We start from the raw sequence: 15,853 nt of genomic DNA on the forward strand, positions 1-15,853 counted from the left end.
AGAAATGCTCCAATGAGTCCGGACCGTCGCCGACGGCCTTGACCGGACCAGGCCAGAGGGGTTCGCTGTGCGTAATGGATGAGACACGCAAACCGACTCTCATCGCCTCGGTGCAACGCGCCCTGCATCTGATGGAGGCGGTGGCGTCGCATCCGAACGGCGCGCCCGCCAAGCAGCTCGCCCGGGAGGCGAAGCTGCCGCTCGCCACGACGTACCACCTGCTGCGCACCCTCGCCCACGAGGGCTACGCGACCCGGCTGCAGGACGGGGTCTGGGTGCTCGGCGAGCGGGTCGAGGCCCTGCACGGGCAGAGCAGGACGCAGCAGCTGCTCGCACGCATCCGCCCGACCCTGGTCGCGCTGCGCGACGAGCTGGGCGTCGCCGCCTACTTCGGCATGCAGGTGGACGACGAGATCCGCCTCATCGACATCGCCGACGGCCCGCGCACCCCGCGCGTCGACCTGTGGGTCGGTTTCGAGGATGCCGCGCACGCCACCGCGATGGGCAAGTGCGTGCTGAGCCAGCTCGACGACGACCGGCGCCGCGACTACCTGTCCCGGCATCCGCTCCACGACCTGACCCCGCACACGATCACCGAGCCCGAACGGCTGATGCGCACGCTGCGGTCGGCCGGCGGGCTGCTGCTCGACCGGGAGGAGTACGCGCTCGGCACGGGCTGCGCCGCGGTCCCGGTGACGGACGCGGCCGGGAGCGTCCGCGGTGCGCTCGCCATCTCGTGCCGTCCCGGGAAGCTCCCCAAGATCGAACGGTCGGCGCACCGGATGCGGGAGACCGCTGAGCGCATCCAGCGCACCCTGACCCTCGCAGGCTGAGCGGACTCTTAGGAGAGGCGGCGGCGCGTCCAGTAGAAGCAGAGACCGGACAGGCCCAGCGAGACCACGGCGAACAGACCGGTCTCGGCCAGCTGGAGCGGCCAGAAGCGATCGGCGGGCTGGTAGACCACCTTCTGCTTGTAGCCGAGCCGGGCGATCTCGGCGAAGCACTTCTCGGGCGGTCCGTCGGGGGCTTCGCGGCCCGCCTCTGGTGGCGCGGGTGCGCACGCTCCCATGACCAGGGAACCGGGCAGCCTGGCCTCGGTCCCGGACGCGTCGACCGTGTGGTTCGTGAGCGTCCATGACCTCGGTGCGGCCTCCGTCTCCACCAGCATGACCTTGGCGTCGTGGTCCAGCGTCATCTGCGAGAGGTTCTCCGACGTGATCGCGACGGTAGCGGTCTCGGGGGGGATGACGTGCGGGCGGATCCACAATGGCATCGCGACCTGGACGACGGTGAAGACGGCGAGCGTGATCGCCATGGCCGGCAGCGTGCGGCGGGTGAGGACGCCGGCCGTCACGCCGAGCGCGAAGGCGAAGGCCGTGTGCCCGATCGGGACGACGCCGTGCGCGTCGAAGGACAGCGGCTCGATCCGCGGGAACCGGTCGGCCACGGCCTTGTCCAGGGGCTCGGACCACCAGTTCGCGGCGCGGACGGCGAGCCCGGCGGCGACCATGGCGGCCAGCCCGACGAGTCCGAGCTTGACGGCCAGCCAGCGGGTCCTCGTGACGCTCTGGTTCCAGGCGAGCCGGTGCGTGCCGCTCTCCAGCTCGCGGGCGATGAGCGGCGCTCCCCAGAAGATCCCGATGAGGGCCGGGAGGACCATGACGATCGCGATCATGGCACCGTAGTACACCTGGTGGTCGTTGAAGAACGTCCTGGCGAACCGGCTGCAGGAACTCTCCGTCGTGCAGGACGCGAGCCCGCTGCCGTAGTCGTCCGCCAGGCCCGGCCCGGTGATCGCAAGGACCACGCCGAGGACCGCGAGCGCGCCGAACACCGCCGCACCCTGGGCGCGGAACTGCCGGTAGGTCAGCCAGATCATCGGATCGCCTCCAGCGCGGGGCGGCTCGGGGCCGCGGCCATGTAGGAGAGGACGAGGTCCTCCAGGTTGATCTGGCCGACCGTCCAGGCCGGGTCGTGGATCGGGCCGTCCGTGCGGACGACGAACGTGCTCTGCCGGTCGGTATGGCTCTCGGACACGACGTGCTGGTCCGCCGGCAGCGTGCCCGCGTCCCTTCGCGGTCCGGTCAGCCGGTGGTGGGCGGCCAGGAGTTCGTCGACGTCCCCGGCGACCTGGACGCGCGAGTCCACGAGGACGATCAGGTAGTCGCATGTGCGTTCCAGGTCCGACACCAGGTGGGACGACAGGACGACGCTCAGCGAATGCTCGGCGGTGGCCTCCATCAGGCTCTGCAGGAACTCGCGCCGGGCCAGCGGGTCGAGCGCGGCGACGGGCTCGTCCAGGATCAGCAGCTCGGGCCGCTTGGCGATGCCCAGCGTCAACGCCAGCTGCGCACGCTGCCCGCCGGACAGCTTCCCGGCCCGATGCCCCAGGTCCAGCCCGAGCCGGCCGATCCGCTCGCGCGCGACGGCGTCGTCCCACCCCGGATTGAGCCGGGCGCCGAGCTTCAGGTGATCTCCGACGCTGAGCCCGGCGTACGTAGGCGTGTCCTGCGCGACGTACCCGACCTTCGCCAGCTGCGCCGGCCCGCTCGCCGGACGACCGCCGAGCACCTCGATGCTCCCGGCCGTCGGCGCCACCTGCCCGACCGCCAGGTTCAGCAGCGTGGTCTTCCCGGCCCCGTTCGGGCCCACCAGACCCACGACCCGCCCGGCGGGGACATCGAGCGTGCACCCGGACAGCGCCCACCGCTGCCCGTACTTCTTGCCCAGCCCTCGGGCCTCAAGGACGGCGGTCACGCTATGTCCTCCTGACCGGCGGACCGAAATGTGGTCATGAACAGCGCCTCGATGCTCTCGTCGTCCAGCCCGGCGAGCCGCGCCCTGGCCAGCCAGCGCTCCAGGTCCTTGCGCAGCGGCCCGTGCGCGGCGAGCGACCCGCCCGCCAGCGTCCGCGTCACGAACGTCCCGACGCCGGGCCGCGGCGCGACGAGCCCCTCGTGCTCCAGCTCCCGGTACGCCTTGAGGACGGTGTTCGGGTTGATCGCGAGCTGCGCCACCACGTCCTTGACGGTGGGCAGCTGATCGCCGACCCGCAGCAGATCCAGCCGCAGCGCATGCCGCACCTGCCGCACGAGCTGCATGTACGGCGACACACCTGACCCGGTGTCCAGATGGAACTCGATCACCGTCACCTCCATTTAACTAGGATGCTAGTACTTTAGAGGTGTAGGTCTACGGTCTGTCAATGCGGCGAGGCTCAGCGCGCCTTGCGGAAGGCGTCCCGCAGCCGGGGTCCGTTGACGATGAACGCGGTCGGGGCGAGGACGAGGGCGGCCGCGATCTGCATCGCGACGAACCACGGCGGGAGGGCGCCGGGGATCAGGTCGACGGCGACGATCGCGATCGGCACGACGACCGAGATGATGCGCACGCGGACAAAGGCCGGCCGCGATCCCCGTGCCGCGAGACCGGTCAGCCAGTAGGTCACGGCGGCGCTCGCGAGCACGCCGCCCGTCCGGCCCCACATGAAGGAGGTCAGCCCGTTACCGGCGATCGAGAGGATGACGTCCACGATGAGGACGGCGACGGCGAGTGCCCCGTAGGCGGCGACGAACTTCTTCACCTTGGCGAAGGCTCGCCGGACGTACGGCTGGTCGATGTTGACGGTCGTGGTGTGCGTGTCGGTTTCCATGGTCATCGACGCTAGGAAGCGCGTGTCCGATCCGGTATCGGCCTGGACGCACGGGTGGGTGGGGCTAGACCCACTCCTCGGCTGACCAGGGCGGCAGCGGGCTTCGCACGGTGCACAGTAGAGGCACCGAACGGAACGCGAAGGAAGAGACATGAGGCAGCTGGGTTCGTGGCTGGGGCACGCCGGCGTCGGGTTCGTGCGGGCGTGCGTTGTCGCCGCCGTCAGCATGCTGGTACCGGCCGTGTGGGCCGCCGCTGTGGCGCTGGGGATCTGGTGGGGCGCGACGAACCCGTGGTCATGGGTGGCGCCGCTCGTGCTGGTGTGCGTGGGCACGCTCGCACTGTCCCGTCCGGTCTGCCAGATGGTGCGCCACCTCGTCGTGAGGTGGACCGGCACCGTCATCCCCGCCGGCTATCGGGAGGCCGGGCCGGTGACGCGGATGTCCACCGGGTACTGGTGGAACGGCTACAGCTACGAGCGCACCAAGCACGATGCCCTGCTGGACCAGAAGTGGCGGGTCCGGTGGCGCGACCCCGCCAACTGGCGCGACCTCCGGTTCACGGCGCTCGTGCCGTTCACCGCCGGGGTGGTCGCGTGCCTTCCGCCCGCCGGGGTGGCCGCGGCGATCCTCGGGCTCGGCCATCCCGATCCGGCCGCGCGCGCCGCCGGGGCGCTCGGACTGGTCGTGGCCATCGCCACGGCCCCCTACGCCTGGCGGCCCGTCGAGCCGGTGGCCGTCCGCTTCCTGCGCGCGACGCCGGCGATGGAACTTGCGGACCGGGTGGACGAGCTGACGGCCCAGCGCGCGGACACGACGGTCGCGCAGGCCGCCGAGATCCGCCGGATCGAGCGGGACCTGCACGACGGGGCGCAGGCACGCCTCGTCGCCCTCGGGCTCTCCCTGGCGACGGCGGAGAAGCTGATGGAGACCGACCCCGACCAGGCCAAGGCGCTGCTCCGGGAGGCGCGGACGGGCGCCGCCACATCGGTGACCGAACTCCGCGAACTGGTCAAGGGCATCAACCCGCCGGTCCTGAACGAGCGAGGACTCGTCGACGCCGTCCGCACCCTCGGCATGGACAGCCCTCTCGAAACGACCGTCACCGCGGACCTCCGGCTGCGCCTGGACCCGCCGATCGAGTCCGCCATGTACTTCGGCATCGCCGAGCTGCTGACCAACGCGATCAAGCACGCTCGGGCCACCCGCGCGCGGATCTCCATCGCCGAGGACGGCACCGCCATCGTCGTCCACGTCGAGGACGACGGCCGGGGCGGGGCCGGTGCGCGCACCGGCGGCGGACTGGAGGGACTGCGCCGCCGCCTCGCCGTCTTCGACGGCACGCTGGAGATCACCAGCCCGCCGGGCGGCCCGACCCGCGCGACAATGGCGGTGCCATGCGAATCGTTGTAGCCGAAGACCTCTACCTCCTACGCGACGGAATGGTCCGCCTCATCGAGGCCTACGGGCACCAGGTGGTCGCGACGGCGACCACCGGCCCCGAGACGGTCGACGCGCTGCTGAAATGGCGGCCGGACGTCTCCGTCGTCGACGTCCGCATGCCGCCGACCCAGTCGGACGAGGGCCTGCGGGCGGCTCTCACCGCCCGCCGCGAAGTGCCCGGACTCCCGATCCTGATCCTCTCCCAGCATGTCGAGCAGCTGTACGCCCGTGAACTCCTGGCCGACGGCAGCGGCGGCATCGGCTATTTCCTCAAGGAGAGCGTCTTCGAGGCCGACCAGTTCATCGACGCCCTGGAGCGCGTCGCCGCCGGCGGCACCGCCATGGACCCCGCCGTCATCGGCAAACTGCTGTCCAGCGGGTCCTCCAACCGGCGTCTCGAAGGGCTCACCGAACGCGAGCACTCCGTGCTCGGCCTCATGGCCGAAGGACTGTCCAACCAGGCCATCGGCCGGCGGCTCTACCTCAGCGAAAGCGCCATCAGCAAATACACGACGTCCATGTTCGGCAAACTGGGCATCACCGACGACGGCAACCGCCGCGTCCTCGCCGTCCTCACCTACCTGAACCAGACCTGATCCAGTCGTCCGGTTCGGCGGCGAAGAGCCGCGCACCAAGGTCACCAAGGGTGCTTCAGACCGTGATCGCAAGCTTGCCCTGCACGCCGCCGGCAGCCAGCACCTCGTGCGCCTCGGGCAACTTCTCCAGTGGGAAAACTTGCTGCAAGTGCACCCGAAGTCTCCCCGCCTCGACCAGCTCGGTCAGTGCCTCCAGGCCGGCAGGGTCCGGCTCCACGCCGACCGCTGCGAAGCGGACGCCGGACTGCATTGCCAACTCCGGCAGTGTGGTGCCGAGCCGCTCCACCGCCGTCACCAGCACGCCGCCCTTCCGCAGCACGCCGAACGAACGCTCTGCGTTCCCACCGCCCAGGCTCTCCAACACCACGTCCACCGGCGCGTCCCGGAGCACCTCGGTGTAGTCCTGGGTCCGGTAATCGACCAGCTGGTCCACGCCCAACCCGCGCAGGAAGTCGTGCTTGGCCGCGCTCGCCGTCCCGATGACCTCTGCGCCGAGGTGCTTGGCCAGCTGCACCGCGACGTGCCCGAGCCCGCCGCCCGCACCGTGGATCAGTACCCGTTGCCCCGGCCGCACCTGCGCGATCTCCACCAGTGCATGCCAGGCGGTCAGGCCGACCAGCGGCAGTGCCCCGGCCTCCTCGTGGCTGATCCCCGCGGGCTTGCGAGCCAACTGTCGCGCGGGGGCGACCAAGTACTCGGCGCTCGCCCCGGCCGCGGCCGGGAAGTACGGCATCCCGTAGACCTCGTCGCCGACCTTGAACCGGTGCACACCCGGGTCGACCTGCTCCACCACCCCGGAGACGTCCCAGCCCAGGACGAAAGGCGGCTCGCCCAGCAACGGGAAGGCACCGGAGCGGATGAACAGGTCCACGGGGTTGACGCTGGTCGCCCTGACCCGGACCAGCACCTGCGTCGGTCCAGGTGCCGGCTTGGGTGCGTCGTCGACGAGCTCCAGCACCTCAGGGCTGCCGAAGGTCTTCTGGGTGATCGCGCGCATCGTCATGCACTCCTGTTCGGAGAGTCGTTCGGGATGTCCCTATCTTCGGCAGGGCGGTACCCATTGAACAGAAGGCACTTCGAAGGTATATAGGTACCTCATGGGTACCACTGACAACCTGCGCTTCTACGGCGGCGCGGATGCGTATCTGGCCGCCTGCCCTTCCCGTCAGATCCTGGATGTACTCGCCAACAAATGGACCATGCTGGTCATGGGCGCACTGTCAGGCGGCCCGATGCGCTTTGGCGAGCTGCGGCGCCGCCTGGACGGCGTCACCCAGAAGATGCTCACCCAGACCCTGCGCACCCTGGAGCGGGACGGCCTCGTCACCCGCACGGTGTACCCCACCATTCCGCCAAAGGTCGAATACGCGGCCACCGGGCTGGGCGAGAGCGTCACCGCGCTGATGCATGCGATCCGCACCTGGTCCGAGGAGAACATCAACGCCGTCCTGGACGCCCGCGACGACTACGACGCGCGGGCCGCCCAGGAGGTACAGCCGGTCACCGGTTGATCGCCTCCGGCTCGAAAGGGGCGAGGTTCGCCGTCGCCACCGGGAGCCGCGCCGCTCTGGACGGTCGCCGCCGGGCTGGGGAGTTGATGGGACTCTGAACAGCGCTGCCGAACTGTGTGCGTTCCTGCGCGGTCTGCTCGGGTGTGGATCGGGCAGGGGCCGAGGAGCGGGCGGCGCGGTCGGCGTCGCGGTCGATCAAGACGTCGGCTAAGGCCGAGGCGATCGATCTGAGTACGGCGGCGAAGAGCTGCGCGGGGTCGAAGTCAATTCCGGCCAAGTGGTCGGCGAGACAAGATTTCCGGGCGGGCAACTGAGCCTTGCCCACCCGGAAATCGATTGGCTCGGAATCCGCCCGTCAGGGGCATTCCGGTCCGTGTAGAGGTCTCCGCGACGGTGGCGCGGAAAACCGTGTGCCCGCGCACTCCATGTGGTCACGACGTGAATTCATTCCACGTCGCCCGCGAGGTCGCGCGCCTGTTCTACCGAGGACCGCCGGCCCGCGCGTCCGGCCGACCCGGGTCTGGTGCCCCGGGAGGCCCTGCCGGCAGGCTCTCCGAGTTCGCGACGACCAGCATGACCAGTTCGAGGTCTTCCTCGTTCAGGTCGATGAGGCCGGCCTCCGAGAGGAAGAGCAGCCACAGCGGATCGATGAACTCGCCGTCCTGACCCAGCCGGCGCGTGTATCCCGAGGTCTGCTCGTGTAGGGAACACAGCGTCCGATCTCCGAGAGACCGCAGCTCCGCGGGAGTGAACAGGCGGGCGCTCTTGAAAGCCCTGGACTCGAGACGAGGCGTCCCGTCGACCAGGGCCTGGTAGAGGTCCCACCAGTGTCCACGTTCCTTGAAGCTGTACTCGCGCTGGCAGTTGTTCGGCGTCCAGATCATCTCCGAGTTCAGCTTCTTCAGGCGACGGGCCCTGAAGCCCATCTCCTCCGAGAGCTCACCCGTGGCCGCACGGGCGGACCCTCGGAACTCGTCGATGTGACCGGCGGGCCAGTAGATCCCGCCCGTCTGCCGGCTGACGCCGGCCCAGAGATTGCCTTCGTCGTCGAACGGCAGGATTGTGACGCACAACCCGTCGCACTTCTGCCATTCGCTGATGGTGGGTTTATTCATCCCGACCAACTCCTGTCGTGGTTTTGTTTTCGATGCCTGTACGGCCTTGGGCCGCAGTGACGACCGTCCGGAACGGATGATCTTCGGCAACCCCCGAGAGCGGAGCGGTGGTGGGATCGAGTCGGGTCCCCGAGTCGTACGGAAGAATTTCCCTTTTGTTTGCAAATTTCTAATGTGTCGGATTCGCGCGCCGTGAGGCACCAGGTTCCGCAGGGCGACACCTGCCCGTGGTGTGGGCCCTCTACAGGTCGTCCGACGGCGCGTCCTCCGCCCCCGAGCGGCTGAAGGCGGTCACTGGTCGATCAAGCCGTCCGTTTTGTGCCGGGAGCGTGATTCGGCGATGCTTGAGGCGTGTCAATGGAGACTCTGAACAGCGCTGTCGAACTGGGTGCGTTCCTGCGTGGTCTGCCGGGTGTGGATCAGGTGGGGGCCGAGGAGCGGGCGGCGCGGTTGGCGTCGCGGTCGATCAAGACGTCGGCGAAGGCGGCGGCGATCGATCTGGCGATTTCGATGGTGGATCTGACGACGTTGGAGGGTGCGGACACGCCGGGGAAGGTGCGGGCGTTGTGCGCCAAGGCCGCCCACCCCGACCCGTCGGATGCCTCGGTGCCGCAGGTGGCGGCGGTGTGTGTGTATCCCGACATGGTGGATGTCGCCGTCGGGGCCCTGTCTGGGTCGGGGATCGGGGTGGCCAGTGTGGCGACGGCGTTTCCGTCGGGGCGGGCGCCGTTGGAGGCCAAGTTGGCCGACACTCGCGCGGCGGTGGCGGCGGGTGCGGCCGAGATCGACATGGTGATCGATCGGGGTGCGTTCCTGGCCGGTGATTACGGGACGGTGTTCGAGCAGATCGTGGCGGTGAAGGATGCGTGTGGTGCGGCGCATCTGAAGGTGATCTTGGAGACCGGTGAGCTGGCCACCTACGACCATGTGCGGCGTGCGTCGTGGTTGGCGATGCGGGCGGGCGCCGATTTCATCAAGACCTCGACGGGGAAGGTCTCTCCGGCGGCGACGTTGCCGGTGACGTTGGTGATGTTGGAGGCGGTGCGTGATTTCCGGGCGGCGTCGGGACGGCAGGTGGGGGTCAAGCCCGCCGGGGGGATCCGCACCACCAAGGACGCGATCAAGTATCTGGTTTTGGTGAACGAGACGGCCGGGCCGGACTGGCTGTCCCCCGACTGGTTCCGGCTGGGCGCCTCCAGTGTGTTGAACGATCTGCTGATGCAGCGCCGCAAGCTGGCCACCGGTGTGTATTCCGGTCCCGACTACTTCACCCTGGACTGAGGGATCATGGCAGTGTTTGAGTATGCGCCGGCCCCCGAGTCCCGGGCCGTCGTCGATATCCGCGCCTGCTACGGGCTGTTCATCAACGGTGAGTTCGTCGACGGGCACGGCGAGCCGTTCAAGTCGATCAACCCCGCCGATGAGTCGGTGCTGGCCGACATCGCCTGCGCCGACGACAGCGACGTGGATCGTGCCGTGACCGCGGCGCGGGCCGCCTACGACACGGTGTGGGGGCCGATGCCCGGCGCCGAGCGGGCCAAGTACCTGTACCGGATCGCGCGGATCATCCAGGAACGCTCCCGGGAGCTGGCCGTTTTGGAGTCGATCGACAACGGCAAACCGATCCGCGAGTCGCGGGATGTGGACGTGCCGCTGGTGGCGGCGTGGTTCTTCTACTACGCCGGGTGGGCCGACAAACTCTCCCACGCCGGGTTCGGGGCCAACCCCGGGCCGGTGGGGGTGGCGGGGCAGGTGATCCCGTGGAACTTCCCGCTGCTGATGCTGGCCTGGAAGATCGCCCCCGCCCTGGCCTGCGGGAACACGGTGGTGTTGAAACCGGCCGAGACCACGCCGCTTTCGGCGTTGCTGTTCGCCGACATCTGCCGCCAGGCCGACCTGCCGGCCGGGGTGGTCAACATCATCACCGGTGCCGGTGACACCGGCCGCGCGCTGGTCGCCCATGACGGGATCGACAAGGTCGCCTTCACCGGCTCCACCGGCGTCGGCCGCCAGATCGCCCGCACCCTGGCCGGCACGAACAAACGCCTCACCCTGGAACTCGGGGGCAAGGCCGCCAATATCGTCTATGAGGACGCGGCCCTGGATCAGGCGGTCGAGGGGATCGTGAACGGGATCTTCTTCAACCAGGGGCATGTGTGCTGCGCCGGGTCCCGGCTGCTGGTCCAGGAATCGGTCGCCGAGCAGGTCCTGGACCGGTTGAAGGCGCGGATGGCGACCCTGCGGGTCGGTGACCCCCTGGACAAGAACACCGACATCGGCGCGATCAACTCCGCCGAACAGTTGGCCAAGATCCGCGAACTCACCGCCGCCGGGGAGGCCGAGGGTGCCGGGCGGTGGTCGCCCCCCTGTGAACTCCCGGCGCAGGGGTTCTGGTTCGCGCCCACGATCTTCACCGGGGTGGCGCAGTCGCATCGGATCGCGCGCGAGGAGATCTTCGGGCCCGTCCTTTCGGTGCTTACCTTCCGCACCCCTGATGAGGCCGTGGTGAAGGCCAACAACACCCCGTACGGGTTGTCGGCGGGGATCTGGACCGAGAAGGGCTCGCAGATCCTGTGGACCGCGCAACGGCTGCGGGCCGGGGTGGTGTGGGCCAACACCTTCAACAAGTTCGACCCCGCCTCCCCGTTCGGCGGCTACAAGGAATCGGGGTTCGGCCGCGAGGGCGGACGCCACGGACTCAAGGACTACCTCAATGTCTGAGCGACCCTCTGAGCGAGCGCCCGAGCGGCTGGCCGTGCGCAAAACCTACAAGCTGTACATCGGGGGCGCGTTCCCCCGCTCCGAATCCGGCAGGTCCTACCCCGTGACCGACACCAAAGGCCGGTTCCTGGCCAACGCCGCCAAGGCGTCCCGCAAGGACGCCCGCGACGCCGTGGTCGCGGCCCGCAAAGCCTTCACCGGCTGGTCGGCCCGCACCCCCTACAACCGCGCCCAAATCCTCTACCGCATCGCCGAAATGCTCGAAGGCCGCCGCCACCAGTTCACCGACGAACTCCGCCACACCGGCGCCACCAAACCCCAAGCCGCCGCCGAAGTGGACGCCGCCATCGACCGGTGGGTCTGGTACGCCGGATGGGCCGACAAGATCACCGCCGTCACCGGCGCCGCCAACCCCGTCGCCGGACCCTTCTTCAACTTCTCCACCCCCGAACCCACCGGCGTCGTCGCCGTCATCGCCCCCGACTCACCCCTCCTCGGCCTGGTCTCGGTCCTGGCCCCGGTCATCGTCACCGGCAACACCACCATCGTCATCGCCTCCGAACCCGCCCCGCTCCCGGCGATCACCCTGGCCGAAGTCCTGGCCACCTCCGACCTGCCCGCCGGGGTGGTCAACATCCTCACCGGCCACCGCACCGAACTCGCCCCCCCGCTGGCCTCCCACATGGACATCAACGCCCTCGACCTCACCGGCGCACCAGGCGAACACCGCCACGACCTGCAAGACAAAGCCGCCGGCAACCTCAAACGCCTCCACCACCCCACCGAAACCGACTGGACCACCCAACCCACAACCACCCGCATGACCGCCTTCCTGGAAACCAAGACCGTCTGGCACCCCGTCGGCGTCTGATCTGGCATGACGCTGCGTGTGTAGAGGGTCACGAAGTGTGGAATAGATCTCCCCGTAACTGATCATCACTGGGGGGAGATCAGTGCCTACCAAGACCACATCGCGTACGACGTCGAGCCGAGGGACGGCCGGTCGTACGAAGAGCACATCAGCGACCAAGTCCGGTACCGCGAAGAAGCCGGCGGCGAAGCGGACCTCGGCGGCGAAGTCGTCGACACGGTCCACGACGTCCCGCTCGACCGGGACGAAGAGCAGCACGGCGAAGCGGTCGACGTCGGCCGCCCGGACCACCTCGTCGGCGGCCGCGGCGACCCGCGTCACGAAGGCCGCGAGCCAGGCCAAGACCGCCGCGACGCAGATGAAGTCGGTGGCGACCAAGGCGTCCACGTCGGCCAAGGCCATGACGGCGATGACCAAGGCGATGACCAGCGCGACCAAGGCGATGTCCGACGCCGCGAAGGCGATGGACGCGGCGGCGAAGGTCATCACCACGACGGCCAAGTCCACGTCGGCCAAGAGCACGACGGCGAGGAAGAGCCCGTCGTCGGCCAAGAGCACGGCGCGCAAGCCATCGGCCGCGTCGAGCCGTTCGCGGTCGACGACGTCGGCCCGGACGACCGCGGCCAAGGCGTCCACGGCGCGCAAGACCAAGACGGCGAGCACGGCGAAGAAGGCGAGCACGCCCAAGTCGAAGACGACCGCGGCCCGCAAGTCGACGTCGTCGCGGACGACGGCGAGCACCCGGTCCGGCGCGGCGAAGGGGGCGGCCAGAACGAAGACCGCCGCCAAGTCCGGGAACGCGACCCGCAAGACGCCCGCCCGGCAGGGCACGAAGGCGGCGGCCGCGCCCACGCCGCCCGTCGTCGAGCCGAAGACGAACTCGCTCCAGCATTCGACGCGGACGGACGGCGGGTTCCTCAGCGGGCTCACGAACGCCGGCCGCGAGCGCTGAAAGCCGATGGACGAGAAGGACATCCTGGCCCGCATCAGCGAGTACGTGGGCGAGGAGCAGCGGCTCCGCGAGCGGTACCAGCGGGACGAGCTCGGTCGCGAGGAGGAGCACCAGCGGCTGGAGCGGCTGGAGGTCGCGCTGGACCAGTGCTGGGATCTGCTGCGCCGGCGCAGGGCCCGGCTGGAGGCCGGTGAGGACCCGGACGACGGCACCGGCGTCCGGCCGCCCGACGAGGTCGAAGGCTACCTGCAGTGACGCGCGCGCCCCTGCGGTTCGGTGTGTCGCTGGCCGCGGACTCGTCCGCCCCGCTGATGAGGGCCGCGCAGGACGCGGACCGGTTCGGCCTCGATCTCCTCGGCGTCCGCGACCAGCCGTACCGGCGCGACACGGCCGACGCGCTCACGCTGATGGCGTCCGTGCTGGCCGGCACGTCCCGGATCCGGGTGCTGCCGGCGGTGGCGTGCCTGCCGCTGCGCCCGCCCGCCGCGCTCGCGAAGGCCATCGCGACGATGGACCGGCTCAGCGGCGGCCGCGTCGAGCTCGGCCTCGGCTCGGGGATGTCGCCGGACGGCATCGAGATCTACGGCGGCCCGCGGCTCGGCGGTGCGGCGGCCCGCCGCGCCCTGGAGGAGGCGGTGCAGATCATCCGGCTGCACTGGAGCGACCAGAACGGGCTGCGGTTCAAGGGCGAGCACTACCGGTTCGCGGCGTCGCAGGCCGGTCCGGCGCCCGTGCACCAGATCGGCATCTGGCTCGGCGTCACCGGGCCGCGCGGGCTCGACCTGGCCGGGCGGGTCGCCGACGGCTGGATCGCGCCGTCGTCCCTCGTGCCGCCGAAGCGGCTCGTGGACGGTCAGCGCCGCCTCGACGAGGCGGCACTGCGGGCGGGCCGGGAACCGGCCGAGATCCGCCGCGTCTACGTCCTCGAAGGGGCGGTCGACGAGGGCGACTCGCGGGGTTTCCTGCACGGCCCGCCGCGCCAGTGGGTCTACGAGCTGACCGAGCTGGCCGTCGGCCACGGCGTCGACTCGTTCCTGTTCGCCGGCGGTCTCGAACAGCTGCCGGTGTTCGCCCTGGAGGTCGTCCCCGCCGTCCGCGAACAGGTCGCTCGCGAACGGGCCGCATCTCCCCAGAGGGGCGACCCCCTGGAGCCCTCGTTGCAGGCCGGCCGGTCCTCGCGCCACGGTGCCGGTTTGTCCTGACCGTGCGGGCGCCTGCTACATGCGTTCCGGAGTCGGGACGCCGAGGAGGCCGAGGCCGGTGACGAGGGTGCGCAGCGTGGCCGCGCACAGGGCCAGGCGGGACGCCTTCGTCGCCTCGTCCGGGGCCTTGAGCACCGGGCAGTTCTCGTAGAACGTCGTGTACGCGTCCGCGACCGAGTAGATGTAGCTCGCCAACCGGTGCGGTTCGGCGGTGTCGCCGGCCTGCTTCAGGACGGCGCCGAACCCGAGCAGTTCCAGTGCCAGCGCCCGTTCGGCCGGGTGGCCGAGGACGATCGGGCCGGTCGCGTCCTCCGGTGTCAGGTCGCCCTTCCGGAAGATCGACCGGATCCGCGCCGTCGCGTACTGCAGGTACGGGCCGGTCTTGCCGTTGAACGAGATCATCCGGTCGAAGTCGAAGACGTACTCGCTGTCGCGCGCCACCGACAGGTCGGCGTACTTCACCGCGCCGATGCCGACCGCCTGGACGATCTCCGCCCGGGTCGCGTCGTCGAACGGCTCGTCGTGCTGGATCTCGTCGAACACCGCGCCCGCCCGCTCGACGGCCTCGTCCAGCAGTTCGGAGAGCTTGACGGTGCCGCCGGCCCGGGTCCGCAGGATCTTGCCGTCGGTGCCGAGGACGTTGCCGATCTGCGCGTGCTCGGCCCGTACCTCGTCGCTGAGCCAGCCCGCCAGCCGCGCGACGGCGAACACCATCTGGAAGTGCAGCGACTGCGGCGCGCCCACCACGTAGATCATCCGGTCGACGTGCTCGATGTCGACCCGGTACCGGATCGTCGCGAGGTCGGTGGTGGAGTAGTTGTAACCGCCGTCGCTCTTCCGGATGATCACCGGAAGGGGCTCGCCCTCGCGGCCGGTGAAGCCGGGCGGGAACGCGCACAGCGCCCCGTCGCTGATCACCGCGATGCCCTTGTCCTCAAGCTCCTGGACGGTCGGGGCGAGCAGGTCGTTGTAGAAGCTCTCGCCCCTGATGTCGTCGTCGGAGAGGGTGACGCCGAGCTGCCCGTAGGCGGCGTTGAAGTACCGCTTGGACACGTCCACGAGGACGTTCCAGAGCCGCAGCGTCTCCGGCTCGCCCGCCTGGAGGGCGACGACCCGCCCGCGGGACCGGTTGGCGAACTCCTCGTCGCCTTCGAACTTCTCCCGCGCCGCCTGGTAGAACGCGGTCAGGTCGCTGACGGACGAGTCGCCCCGCGCGGCGGCGTCCTCACCGAGGTCGAGCAGGTGCTCGATCAGCATGCCGAACGGGGTGCCCCAGTCGCCGACATGGTTGTCCCGGACGACGTCGTGGCCGAGGAACGCCAGGATCCGCGCGATCGCGTCCCCGACGATCGTGGTCCGCAGATGACCGACGTGCATCTCCTTCGCCACGTTCGGCGAGGAGTACTCGACGACGATCTTCTGTGGCTCCCCGGCGGCGGGGACGGCGAGCCGCTCGTCCTCCAGGGCCCGCTGCGCCTCGCCGGCGATCCATGCGTCGCTGAGGGTCAGGTTGATGAAGCCCGGCCCGCTGACCTCGACGTCCGACACCACGCCGGCGGTGTCGAGGTTCCGCACGATCTCGTCGGCCACCTCTCGCGGCTTGCGGCCCAGCTTCTTGGCCAGCGGCAGCGCCACGTTGGCCTGAAGGTCGGCGAACTGCGACGGCCGGATGACCGGGTCGGCGTCCGCGTACGACGGTCCGAAGGCGGCGCTCAGCGCGGCCTGGACCCGGGCGGCGAGTACGAGTTGCGGATCGGGCATGTTCCAAGGTTATCGGCGACGCGCCCACGTC

General features: G+C 69.9%; 18 protein-coding genes. 10 read left to right on the top strand and 8 right to left on the bottom strand.

Annotated features, from left to right (window positions below; genetic code table 11):
- Nucleotides 1-74: 74 nt before the first annotated feature.
- Nucleotides 75-833 (top strand): IclR family transcriptional regulator, encoded by a 759-nt coding sequence (locus ACQPXG_RS07275; protein ID WP_433466838.1) that lies wholly within the window; start codon nt 75-77, stop codon nt 831-833.
- 8 nt (nt 834-841) lie between these two features.
- On the opposite strand, the gene ACQPXG_RS07280 is transcribed toward ACQPXG_RS07275, so the two are convergent.
- Genes ACQPXG_RS07280 through ACQPXG_RS07295 form a run of 4 tightly spaced genes read right to left on the bottom strand, consistent with a single transcriptional unit; the run spans nt 842 to nt 3,652 of the window.
- Nucleotides 842-1,879, bottom strand: a complete 1,038-nt coding sequence (locus tag ACQPXG_RS07280) for an ABC transporter permease subunit (RefSeq protein WP_433466839.1) — start codon at nt 1,877-1,879, stop codon at nt 842-844.
- On the bottom strand, nt 1,876-2,757 hold the full coding sequence (locus ACQPXG_RS07285; protein ID WP_433466840.1) for an ABC transporter ATP-binding protein: 882 nt from the start codon (nt 2,755-2,757) through the stop codon (nt 1,876-1,878). Before ACQPXG_RS07285 ends, ACQPXG_RS07280 begins: the two co-directional genes overlap by 4 nt.
- Nucleotides 2,754-3,158, bottom strand: a complete 405-nt coding sequence (locus ACQPXG_RS07290) for a GntR family transcriptional regulator (protein ID WP_433466841.1) — start codon at nt 3,156-3,158, stop codon at nt 2,754-2,756. The genes ACQPXG_RS07285 and ACQPXG_RS07290 overlap by 4 nt, the downstream gene beginning before the upstream one ends.
- A 59-nt stretch (nt 3,159-3,217) precedes the next feature.
- On the bottom strand, nt 3,218-3,652 hold the full coding sequence (locus tag ACQPXG_RS07295) for a hypothetical protein (protein WP_433466842.1): 435 nt from the start codon (nt 3,650-3,652) through the stop codon (nt 3,218-3,220).
- A gap of 151 nt (nt 3,653-3,803) precedes the next feature.
- Here ACQPXG_RS07295 and ACQPXG_RS07300 point away from each other — a divergent pair, with 151 nt between their 5' ends.
- Together ACQPXG_RS07300 and ACQPXG_RS07305 are read left to right on the top strand one after the other, a co-directional pair.
- Nucleotides 3,804-5,063, top strand: coding sequence for a sensor histidine kinase (locus ACQPXG_RS07300; RefSeq protein ID WP_433466843.1), 1,260 nt, complete (start codon nt 3,804-3,806; stop codon nt 5,061-5,063).
- Entirely contained in the window at nt 5,048-5,689 is a 642-nt protein-coding gene (locus ACQPXG_RS07305) for a response regulator transcription factor (protein ID WP_433466844.1), read from the top strand. Before ACQPXG_RS07300 ends, ACQPXG_RS07305 begins: the two co-directional genes overlap by 16 nt.
- A 55-nt stretch (nt 5,690-5,744) precedes the next feature.
- Here ACQPXG_RS07305 and ACQPXG_RS07310 read toward each other — a convergent pair whose 3' ends face one another.
- Complete coding sequence (locus ACQPXG_RS07310) at nt 5,745-6,692, bottom strand: NADP-dependent oxidoreductase (RefSeq protein WP_433466845.1); 948 nt, start codon at nt 6,690-6,692, stop codon at nt 5,745-5,747.
- A 94-nt stretch (nt 6,693-6,786) separates the two neighbouring features.
- On the opposite strand from ACQPXG_RS07310, the gene ACQPXG_RS07315 reads away from it, so the two are divergent.
- Nucleotides 6,787-7,200, top strand: coding sequence for a winged helix-turn-helix transcriptional regulator (locus tag ACQPXG_RS07315; RefSeq protein ID WP_433466846.1), 414 nt, complete (start codon nt 6,787-6,789; stop codon nt 7,198-7,200).
- Here ACQPXG_RS07315 and ACQPXG_RS07320 read toward each other — a convergent pair.
- Nucleotides 7,190-7,525 carry a hypothetical protein gene (locus ACQPXG_RS07320; protein ID WP_433466847.1) on the bottom strand — a complete coding sequence of 112 codons (336 nt, stop codon included), beginning with the start codon at nt 7,523-7,525 and terminating at the stop codon, nt 7,190-7,192. The genes ACQPXG_RS07315 and ACQPXG_RS07320 overlap by 11 nt on opposite strands.
- Nucleotides 7,526-7,679: 154 nt before the next feature.
- Nucleotides 7,680-8,405: an NUDIX domain-containing protein gene (locus ACQPXG_RS07325; protein ID WP_433466848.1), complete on the bottom strand. Its 726-nt coding sequence runs from the start codon at nt 8,403-8,405 to the stop codon at nt 7,680-7,682.
- Nucleotides 8,406-8,672: 267 nt separating this feature from the next.
- Here ACQPXG_RS07325 and deoC point away from each other — a divergent pair, with 267 nt between their 5' ends.
- From deoC to ACQPXG_RS07355, 6 genes are all read left to right on the top strand, one after another.
- A complete protein-coding gene (gene deoC, locus ACQPXG_RS07330) occupies nt 8,673-9,596 on the top strand; it encodes a deoxyribose-phosphate aldolase (protein WP_433466849.1) in 924 nt (307 codons plus the stop codon).
- 6 nt (nt 9,597-9,602) lie between these two features.
- A complete protein-coding gene (locus ACQPXG_RS07335) occupies nt 9,603-11,036 on the top strand; it encodes an aldehyde dehydrogenase family protein (protein ID WP_433466850.1) in 1,434 nt (477 codons plus the stop codon).
- Nucleotides 11,029-11,907 carry an aldehyde dehydrogenase family protein gene (locus tag ACQPXG_RS07340; RefSeq protein WP_433466851.1) on the top strand — a complete coding sequence of 293 codons (879 nt, stop codon included), beginning with the start codon at nt 11,029-11,031 and terminating at the stop codon, nt 11,905-11,907. Before ACQPXG_RS07335 ends, ACQPXG_RS07340 begins: the two co-directional genes overlap by 8 nt.
- 82 nt (nt 11,908-11,989) lie before the next feature.
- Nucleotides 11,990-12,859, top strand: coding sequence for a hypothetical protein (locus ACQPXG_RS07345; RefSeq protein WP_433466852.1), 870 nt, complete (start codon nt 11,990-11,992; stop codon nt 12,857-12,859).
- 6 nt (nt 12,860-12,865) lie between these two features.
- Entirely contained in the window at nt 12,866-13,114 is a 249-nt protein-coding gene (locus tag ACQPXG_RS07350) for a DUF2630 family protein (protein WP_433466853.1), read from the top strand.
- A complete protein-coding gene (locus ACQPXG_RS07355; RefSeq protein WP_433466854.1) occupies nt 13,111-14,061 on the top strand; it encodes an LLM class flavin-dependent oxidoreductase in 951 nt (316 codons plus the stop codon). Before ACQPXG_RS07350 ends, ACQPXG_RS07355 begins: the two co-directional genes overlap by 4 nt.
- Before the next feature lie 15 nt (nt 14,062-14,076).
- Here ACQPXG_RS07355 and argS read toward each other — a convergent pair whose 3' ends face one another.
- Nucleotides 14,077-15,822 carry an arginine--tRNA ligase gene (argS, locus tag ACQPXG_RS07360; RefSeq protein WP_433466855.1) on the bottom strand — a complete coding sequence of 582 codons (1,746 nt, stop codon included), beginning with the start codon at nt 15,820-15,822 and terminating at the stop codon, nt 14,077-14,079.
- Between the last annotated feature and the right edge of the window lie 31 nt (nt 15,823-15,853).

Source organism: Spirillospora sp. CA-128828, from assembly GCF_050945415.1.
Taxonomy (GTDB): Bacteria; Actinomycetota; Actinomycetes; order Streptosporangiales; family Streptosporangiaceae; genus Spirillospora.